Consider the following 8,509-nt stretch of genomic DNA (forward strand, 5'->3'; position numbering starts at 1 on the left):
TAAATTTGGCTAGGTCGCGCACCTGATTTGCGTTTTTGGTTTGGGTGCGTTAAATTTGCGCTTATTTTTTAATGAGGCTCAAATTTAACGTGCTGATTTTGGGTTAAATTTTACAGATATAACAACTTGGCTTTTAAGATGATTTTGTGCACCGACTAAGGCTAAATTTTATTTGCGATTTTTACGTTAAATTTTAAATCGTCAAATTTACTCTTTAAAGCTTTCCTCGTAATTGTAGCAGCCTGATTTCTCGCCGTTATCGCAAGCTTTTTTAAAAAGCTCTCTTGCTTTTTTTGTATCCATTTTTACGCCTTGGCCTTCTGCGTAAAGTATGCCTAGTCCGCTGCACGCTTCACCGACATCTTTATCGCAAGCGATTTTATACATTTGTGCGGCTTTTTTATAGTGATCCTCCGTGCGAGCCATCCCGTAAAAATACTCCGCTGCCGCCGTGCAAGCTTGTGCGTTTCCTGCTTTGCAGGCCATTTGCCACTCTATTATCCCGCCAAATGCCGCGTTTATGCCCAAAATAGTTACAAAAAGTAAAATTTTATTCATTTTGATTCCTAACCACGTCTTTTACTATATAGCCAAAACAGTCCCGCCAGCGTCGCAAAAAGCGCAAGCATAGATCCGGCGACGATAGCCGTACCGTTTTGAAAGCCGCCTAAAAACATCCCGTTCGTGTTCATCCCGAAAAATCCCGTGATAAAATTTAGCGGCAAAAATAGCGCCGAAAGCAGCGTAAGGATGTAGATGTTTCGGTTGATTTTGTCGTTTTTTAGGCTCTGTATATGCGCGTAGATATCGTCTATCCTAGCGGCGTTTTCGCAGGCTGCGTTTTTTAGCACGCCGGCTTCGTAGACGTAGTTTTTGAGCTGCTTTTTTAGCTCGGGCCTTTCGTTTTGACAGATCGCCAGAGCCTCGTAAAAGTGTGAAATTTTATTTTGAAATTTGCGTATTTCGTATTTTAAGACCGCGTGCTTTTTGATAAATTTAGTAAAATCCCTCTTGCCCGCGTAAATTTTCTCGTAGCTTTCAAGCTGGGCGGAGTGCTCGGCGATCTTGGCGCGAAACTCGCTCGTTATCTTTTTTACTACGCGGATAAACTCCTCCGCGCCGCTCTCGCTGCCGTCCCGGGCGTAAATTTTGTCGTCTTTAAAGATAAATTTATAGTTTTGTTCGCTGCCGTCCGTGACGAGATAGACGTACTCGCACTCCTCGTCGTAGAAGTACCCCGAGATATCGCGCTCGCTCACTGTTTTGCCTTATATACTTGGCGCGTCTTTGCCGCGTTTGGTGTAGAAATTTCGCCTAAATTTTTCAAATTCGCCCGCCGTTATCGCTTCTCTCATCTGCCGCATCAAATTTAGATAATAATGCAAGTTATGCAAGCTCGCTAGGCGGAAAAACGTCAGCTCGCCCGCGCGGTATAGGTGGCTAAGATAGGCGCGAGAGTAGTTACGGCACGCGTAGCAGTCGCACTGAGGATCTATCGGAGCGCAGTCGGTGGCAAATCTCGCGGACTTGATATTTATCTTGCCAAAACTCGTAAATAGCGTGCCGTTACGAGCGTTTCGCGTCGGCATCACGCAGTCAAACATATCCACGCCGCGAGCCACGTTTTCTACGAGGTCTTCTGGAGTGCCTACGCCCATGAGATAGCGCGGACGCGCCGCGTCGATGTATGGCATCACGGCCTGTACGGTGTCATACATCTCTTGGTTGCTTTCGCCTACGCTAAGACCACCGATAGCAAGCCCGTCAAAGGGCATCTCGCACAGCGCCTCGGCGCAAAATTTACGCGCCGCCTCGTCCGTGCCGCCTTGGATTATGCCGAATATATTTTGCGTGAGCCCTTCGCCGTTATTTTGCTTAAATTTATGATAATCTATCGCCTCGCGCGCCCATTTTATCGTGCGTTTTATGCTTAGCTCCACGCGTTTTTTTTCAGCCGGAAGCGCGACTAGATCGTCTAGGATCATCATAATGTCGGAGTTTAGGTCGTACTGGGTATCTAGCACGGAGCGCGGCGTGAAATAGTGCGCGCTGCCGTCTATATGGCTTTTAAATTTGATACCGTTTTCATCGGGCTTTGAGATTTTACTTAGCGAAAAGGCCTGAAAGCCGCCGCTATCGGTTAAAAACGAGCGGTTAAATTTAGTAAAGCCGTGCAGGCCGCCAAGCTCTTTTACGACCTTGCTGCTAGGACGTAGATAGAGGTGGTAGGTGTTGCCTAGGATGATTTGGGCGTCTAAAATCTGCATCATATCTACGGCGTCTAGGCTCTTTACGGCGCCGACGGTGCCAACTGGCATAAACACGGGCGTTTTGATCGTCGAGTGAGCGGTCGTTAGCGTGCCCGCGCGCGCCGCACCGTCCGTTTTATCTATACTAAAAGTCATTTTGATATAATAGCCCCTTTAAATTTGGAGTTTTAATGAAAAATATCTTGATAGTTGCGGACGGCATTGTAGCGAAACATTTCTTAGAAAGACTATTCGTAGCGCGAAATAACGCTCATCACTACACGGTTATCGCTATGGACGAGGAGATTTTGGGAGGGGAAAATTTAGAAAATTTTACCTTTTACCGCTTTGATCCGACGAGTTTTGATCGTCTTAAGCAGGTAGTTAGCGGCTATTTTAGCCAGTTTATGATAATGCTAAAAGACGGCTTTGATACGGTCAGCGTCTATAACAACCTGCGTCAAATCAGCAAAAAAACGGAAATCTTGATGCTTGATCTTTGGGGGCTTGGCGGACTGGAGGACGACTCGCACCTAACGGTCTTGGACGCGCGAGCGGTGCTAACGGCTAGACTCATGGACTTTTTACCGGACATACCCGTCGTAGCCGACAACCTAGGCCTTGGCAAGGGCGAGATAATGGAAGTAAAAGTGCCGGTAGGCAGCTCCTTTATGTACCGTCACATCAGCTCCATAACGCAGAAAAAATGGCGCATCGCGATGATTTATCGGGGCTCAAATTTCATGATTTCAAAGCCTAATTTAATGATCCTGCCGGGCGACGTTTTGCTAATAGTGGGCGAACCAAGCGTGCTTTTAAGCGTATTTAGAAGCGTAAAAAAAGAAACCGGGCAGTTTCCAAACCCGTTTGGGCATAATATTTATCTGTTTTTAGACATGAAAAAGATGGGCGAAAAGCTGTGCATAAGGCTGCTTGAGCAGAGTTTAAAACTGCACGAAAAGCTAAACAACAGACGCCTTTTCGTCAAGGTCGTAAATCCTGCGCTAAATTTAGCCTACGAAAAGCTAAAATCCGTAAACGACGAGATGGCGACGGTGATGTTTGATTATTTCGGAGGCGGAGTAGGGCAGATAAAAGACGACGTTTTTAAAAACGACGTCGGGCTTGTGGTGACGGACAATAAATTTTTTGCCGCGCACAAAAGGCTGCTTTTCGAGCTAAAAAAACCAGTCGCCGCCATCGGTAAAAGCGACATCGACGAGATCAAAAAAGGCGTGGTGCTAAGTAGCGGTTTTGGCGACGAGATAGAGAGCCAATCGGCCGTCATCATGGACTGCTGCTCGCAGCTTGATATGCCGATAACGCTTTATCACTTCGGCCGAAACGGCGCAGACGAGGAGATGGAGGAGCATTTTGATAGTTTGGCTAAGATTTTCGGGCGTAAGATCGAGGTCGTCGAGGACAAAAACTCAAATCCGATTTTAAGGCTAAAAAAAGAGCGAAATTTGCTCCAGTTCGTGCCGTTTACGAAAAAGATCAGTAAAAAAGACGCCTTTGCGGCGTTTTCAAACGACATGAATCGTCTATACTCGCGCCTTAGCGATAACTATCAAATTTTTATACCGATAAATTAGGCTATTTTGGATAAAATAAAAGCGGAGAATAAGATGAAAATAGATATAAAATTTGACGGCAAGCCAGGCTACGGCGTCTATATAAACGAGCTAAAAGAGCTTAAATTTGACGCTAAAGTCGCAATCGTGACCAACGCAAAGGTAGGCGGGCTTTACCTGCAAAATTTACTCTCTCGCATAGTTTGTCCGCAAAAATTCGTCATCAGCGTCCCCGATGGCGAAGAGTATAAAAATATGCAAACGATAGAGGCGATTTTAGAGCAGCTTTTCGTCAGCCGCCTTGACCGCAGTAGCGTGATCATCGCGCTTGGCGGCGGAGTGGTGAGCGATATGGCGGGCTTTGCGGCGAGCATTTTCGAGCGCGGGATCAAATTTATAAACATCCCGACTACTTTGCTAGCGCAAGTGGACGCGAGCGTAGGCGGAAAGACGGGCGTAAATAACAAATTCGGTAAAAATCTGATCGGCTCGTTTTATCAACCTAGCGCCGTTTACTGCGAGACTGAATTTTTAAAAACGCTTGAAAAGCGCGAATTTGTAGCAGGCCTTGCGGAAGCCGTAAAGATGGCGATAACCTTTGACGAAAAGCTATTTTCGTGGATGAAGGGCGCCAATTTGACGGATGAGGCGAATTTGCAAAATTTGATCTACCGCTGCGTGCAGATAAAAGCTGCCGCCGTAGAGGCCGACGAGCGCGAAAAGGGCGTGCGCGCGGTGCTAAACTACGGTCACACCTTCGCTCACGTGATAGAAAACGAAACGAACTATAAAAAATATCTACACGGCGAGGCGGTGGCGATCGGCATGAATATGGCTAACGCGCTAGCGGTGAAACTAGGCCTCATGAGCGAGGAGCAAAAGGCGCGCGTGGCGGAGCTTTTAGTTAAATTTGATCTGCCGATAAGCTACAAGGTGCCAAATGCAAGCAGCTTTTACGAGGCGTTTTTCCTTGATAAAAAGGCGGAAAACTCCGCGATCAAATTTATCCTGCCGCGAGGTATCGGCGCATATGAGATACGAAAAGACGTGCCGCGCGAGCTCGTGATGGATGTTTTAAGAGAGTTTGAATGAGAAAAATTTTATTTATTTTATTTTTTGCGATCTTTGCTTATGCGCTTGACGATATACCTAGCGAATTTAACGCGACAAAAGAAGCCCAGCTATCCGAGCTAAACGCGTCTTTGGCCTTTATTGAGGACGAGCTAGCCGATAACATCTGGGCGACTCGCTACTCAAACTACAACACCTTTCAAAAACTAAGCGCGGAGCTCGATGAAATCGAAGCGGCGATAAAAAAACAAGCCAAAAATACCGAAAAAGTGCTTGAGCTACAAAAAAAACAAAGTACGCTAAAAGAACAGATCGAACTTCTAAGAGAGTTTCAAAAAGCGCCGTTTTCTAGCATGATAACGGCTCCCGAGATAGAAATTTTACAAAAGATAACCAATCCCGTCGCCGTGATCTCGGGCTTTTCGCACATAAAGCAGCTAAGAAGCGAAAAAGACGAGTATAAGCGCCGACTAGACGGGCTTTCAAAGACGACCGACGAACTAGCTAGAAAAGAGCAAATTTTAGCCCAAATCGTAAATTTGAGCGACGATGTGCGCTTTCAAGCCGAGCTTGCGGAGGCTAGACAGGAGCTAGCGGAATTTAACGCCGCGGCCGACATCGCAAAAACAACCTACGGCGTGTATGAAAAGCGCGTAAACGAGGCGATAAACCGCACTAGCGAGGATATCAAAGCGCAGATGAAAAAGGCGCTTGATATCGGTATATTTATCGTCGTCGTGATCGGGCTTTCGTTTTTGTTCAAATTTATCATCAAAAAGACGATCACGGATAACGAGCGCCTCTATACGGCAAACAAATTTATAAACCTCGTAAACATCACGCTCATCATCATGATTTTGCTTTTTGCTTATATCGAAAACGTGACCTATCTCGTCACGGTGCTGGGCTTTGCGTCTGCAGGTATCGCGATTGCCATGAAAGATATGTTTATGAGTATGCTCGGCTGGACGGTGGTGGTTTTTGGCGGTAGTTTTCACGTCGGCGACCGCATCAAGGTGCGCAAGGACGGAGAGGACGTCGTGGGCGACATCATCGATATCTCGCTGCTTAGGATGACTATTTACGAGGATGTCACAATCGTCACCGTAAACTCAAACCGCAGAGCGGGGCGCATTATATTCGTGCCGAACAACTATATCTTCACCGATCTTATCGCAAACTACTCGCACCACGGCATGAAGACCGTCTGGGACGGCATCGACGTGGTTTGTAGCTTTGATTCTAACCATAAAAAAGCCGCCCACATCATCAAGGATATCGCGCGAAAATACTCCAAAGGCTACACGGAAATCGCCAAAAAACAAATGAGCAAGCTGCGAAATCAATACAGCATAAAAACCCCAAACGTCGAGCCGCGCGTGTTTACTTTTATCGAGCCTTACGGCGTGAAAATTTCGGTCTGGTACATGGCAAACACCTTTGCCACGCTATCTTTGCGAAGCACGATAAGTGCGGAGATAATGGAAGCCATCGCTAGTCACGACGATATCGTGATCGCCTATCCTACGCAGACTATTTACATGGATAGACGCGTAAAAGCAGGCGAAACAAAGCCGATGGGCGAAGGCGGCGAGGAGAAGCATGAAGCCTAACTCAAATTTGACCCCGCAAGAGCCGCGCAGGGAAAAGGTATTTTTTAAAACATTCGGCTGCCGCACGAACATCTACGACACCGAGCTGATGAAAAGCTACGTCAAAGACTACGATATCGTTAGCGACGAAAACGAAGCCGACATCGTAGTGGTAAACTCTTGCACGGTCACAAACTCTGCAGATAGCGGCGCGCGCAGCTACATAAACGGCATAAAAAAGCGCGGCGCCAGAGTGATACTAACGGGCTGCGGCGCGGTGAGTAAGGGCAAGGAGCTGTTTAACAAAAGCGAATATATGAAATTTTCGATCATCTTTAACTATAACGAAGAGGAATTTGAAAAATTTAAAAAACAGATCAAAATCTGCGCCAAGAAAAACGAAGCCAAATTTGCCGCGCTTGCTAGCCTTTTCGAGGATCATTTTACCGTGCTTGGGTGCGATAAAAACGATAGCTTTGAGGAGGTGCGAAACCGATATCTGGAGCTCGTCAAGGCCTATCACCCAGACTTTCACGCCGCGCTTAGCCCGGAGCTTTTGGACGAGTGCAAAACGCAGTTTCAGCGTATCCAAAACGCCTACGAGAGTTTGAAGCCTTATTTTAAGGAGCTAGAATCGTGAGCGGCGGAATAAGATTTAAATTTAGACTTTAGCATAAAAAATATATTTTAATAACCGTTTAATAGTGCCCTGAAAAATCACGCAAACTATAGCCATAATTAACGCATAAGGGCCTATAAGTAACATCAAAATCAAAGAAATAATAAGATTAAAAACGTAAAAGTAACTATCGCCGTTGCTATCGTCGAAAAATAGATCTATAGGCGTTAGTTCAATATTTTGATCGCAAGGAATAAGCCCCAAACAGCGAAATAACCAAAAAATTGGTATAGCCAAAATCAAACCGAAAAATAAACCGCCCATGATGTTGTCCATGCCAGGAGCGATGCCCTCAATCAAATAAGTACTCGCAATGCCTAAAAATAAGACAAAAAGAATAAAAAATATGCGCTTCATACGGATATTTTAAATTTTCGAGACTTAAAAATCAAGGGAAATGCGATACGAGCCTCGCCAAAACTCCGCTTGAATTGTAAATTTAAGCTCTAATTTGCGTCGTGCTTGGCAAATTTGCCCGCTCCAAGCGTCAAATTTTACTTACCGGATTGCAGCAGATAGGTCTTTTTACGCTCGCTGGAGCTACCGATATTTAGCGCCAGGCGGTATTTGGTTATCGTGCGCCGGACGACCTCGACGTTAAATTCCTTCTTTATAAACTCCAAAATTTTAAGATCGCTAAGCGGCTTGGCAGGATTTTCGTTGCGAACCAAATTTGCTACGAAGTCCTTGATAGCCTTGTTTGAGACGTCCTCGTCGATCGCAGCGGAGAAAAAGCTCTTTATAGGCACGAGTCCTCGCGAGCATTCGAGGTATTTGTTTGAGATGCCGCGCGAGATGGTCGACGGGTTTCGCCCCAGATCCTCGGCGATGTCTTTTAGGCGCATAGGCTTGATGTCGCCGCCAAAAAAGTAATCATACTGATACTCCACCAGCATAAGGGCGATCTTGCGCAGCGTAGCTTTTCGCATATCAAGCGCGTCTATGAGGTCTTTTGCCTCTTTTACGCGCGAGGCGACGAAGCTCTCTTTTTCATCAAGCCCCTCCACGTCGATGACGATCTCTGGATAAAAGTCGTCGTTGATGCGTACCTCGATACCGCCAGAGCTCGTGTCGATGACGATATCTGGGATGATCGCCGCAGCCTCGCTCATATACTCTATAGCGGGCGGATTTTTTAGCCTCTTGATGACGGCGAGCGCTTCATTATAGAGCGGAATTTTGCGCATTTGGGAGAGATTTTCGAAATTTAACGCAAGCTTTTTAGCGCTTTCAAAGAGCTTCTCGTCCAAATTTAGCTCCTCAAGCTGAAACAAAAAGCTCTCTTTGTAGTCCTTCTATATCACCGACGGTGGCAACAACGACTACTACAAGTTCTCGATTTGG

Annotated in this window: 8 protein-coding genes and 2 pseudogenes; 5 read left to right on the forward strand and 5 right to left on the reverse strand. The window is 46.1% G+C overall.

Features of this window, described 5'->3' with window-relative positions:
• Nucleotides 1-207: 207 nt before the first annotated feature.
• From Q0200_RS11790 to tgt, 3 genes are read right to left on the reverse strand one after another with little or no spacing between them, the layout of a single operon-like run.
• Complete coding sequence (locus tag Q0200_RS11790) at nt 208-558, reverse strand: hypothetical protein (protein ID WP_297941292.1); 351 nt, start codon at nt 556-558, stop codon at nt 208-210.
• Nucleotides 559-566: 8 nt separating this feature from the next.
• On the reverse strand, nt 567-1,259 hold the full coding sequence (locus tag Q0200_RS11795) for a CorA family divalent cation transporter (RefSeq protein WP_297941293.1): 693 nt from the start codon (nt 1,257-1,259) through the stop codon (nt 567-569).
• 9 nt (nt 1,260-1,268) lie between these two features.
• Nucleotides 1,269-2,405 carry a tRNA guanosine(34) transglycosylase Tgt gene (gene tgt, locus Q0200_RS11800; protein WP_297941294.1) on the reverse strand — a complete coding sequence of 379 codons (1,137 nt, stop codon included), beginning with the start codon at nt 2,403-2,405 and terminating at the stop codon, nt 1,269-1,271.
• A gap of 35 nt (nt 2,406-2,440) precedes the next feature.
• On the opposite strand from tgt, the gene Q0200_RS11805 reads away from it, so the two are divergent.
• The 5 genes and pseudogenes from Q0200_RS11805 to Q0200_RS11825 all read left to right on the forward strand — a co-directional run bounded on the left by Q0200_RS11805 (nt 2,441) and on the right by Q0200_RS11825 (nt 7,126).
• Nucleotides 2,441-3,844, forward strand: coding sequence for a TrkA C-terminal domain-containing protein (locus Q0200_RS11805; protein ID WP_297941295.1), 1,404 nt, complete (start codon nt 2,441-2,443; stop codon nt 3,842-3,844).
• Nucleotides 3,845-3,877: 33 nt separating this feature from the next.
• Complete coding sequence (gene aroB / locus Q0200_RS11810) at nt 3,878-4,915, forward strand: 3-dehydroquinate synthase (protein ID WP_297941296.1); 1,038 nt, start codon at nt 3,878-3,880, stop codon at nt 4,913-4,915.
• Nucleotides 4,912-6,507 carry a mechanosensitive ion channel domain-containing protein gene (locus Q0200_RS11815; RefSeq protein ID WP_297941297.1) on the forward strand — a complete coding sequence of 532 codons (1,596 nt, stop codon included), beginning with the start codon at nt 4,912-4,914 and terminating at the stop codon, nt 6,505-6,507. Before aroB ends, Q0200_RS11815 begins: the two co-directional genes overlap by 4 nt.
• Nucleotides 6,497-6,853, forward strand: a pseudogene (locus Q0200_RS11820) (hypothetical protein); the annotation flags it as partial. The gene Q0200_RS11815 and the pseudogene Q0200_RS11820, both read left to right, overlap by 11 nt.
• Before the next feature lie 81 nt (nt 6,854-6,934).
• Nucleotides 6,935-7,126 (forward strand): DnaJ domain-containing protein, encoded by a 192-nt coding sequence (locus Q0200_RS11825; protein WP_297941299.1) that lies wholly within the window; start codon nt 6,935-6,937, stop codon nt 7,124-7,126.
• 21 nt (nt 7,127-7,147) lie between these two features.
• Here Q0200_RS11825 and Q0200_RS11830 read toward each other — a convergent pair whose 3' ends face one another.
• Nucleotides 7,148-7,441, reverse strand: a complete 294-nt coding sequence (locus tag Q0200_RS11830; protein WP_297941298.1) for a hypothetical protein — start codon at nt 7,439-7,441, stop codon at nt 7,148-7,150.
• Nucleotides 7,442-7,659: 218 nt separating this feature from the next.
• Nucleotides 7,660-8,460: pseudogene (locus Q0200_RS11835) on the reverse strand (RNA polymerase factor sigma-54); the annotation flags it as partial.
• Nucleotides 8,461-8,509: the final 49 nt, after the last annotated feature.

Source organism: uncultured Campylobacter sp., assembly GCF_938045225.1.
Classification (GTDB): domain Bacteria; phylum Campylobacterota; class Campylobacteria; order Campylobacterales; family Campylobacteraceae; genus Campylobacter_A.

Coding starts and splice junctions, on each gene's coding strand:
- Q0200_RS11815 (WP_297941297.1), top strand. CDS start 4,912: ATGAGAAAAATTTTATTTATTTTATTTTTTGCGATCTTTGCTTATGCG.
- Q0200_RS11830 (WP_297941298.1), bottom strand. CDS start 7,441: ATGGACAACATCATGGGCGGTTTATTTTTCGGTTTGATTTTGGCTATA.
- aroB (WP_297941296.1), top strand. CDS start 3,878: ATGAAAATAGATATAAAATTTGACGGCAAGCCAGGCTACGGCGTCTAT.
- Q0200_RS11790 (WP_297941292.1), bottom strand. CDS start 558: ATGAATAAAATTTTACTTTTTGTAACTATTTTGGGCATAAACGCGGCA.
- Q0200_RS11805 (WP_297941295.1), top strand. CDS start 2,441: ATGAAAAATATCTTGATAGTTGCGGACGGCATTGTAGCGAAACATTTC.
- tgt (WP_297941294.1), bottom strand. CDS start 2,405: ATGACTTTTAGTATAGATAAAACGGACGGTGCGGCGCGCGCGGGCACG.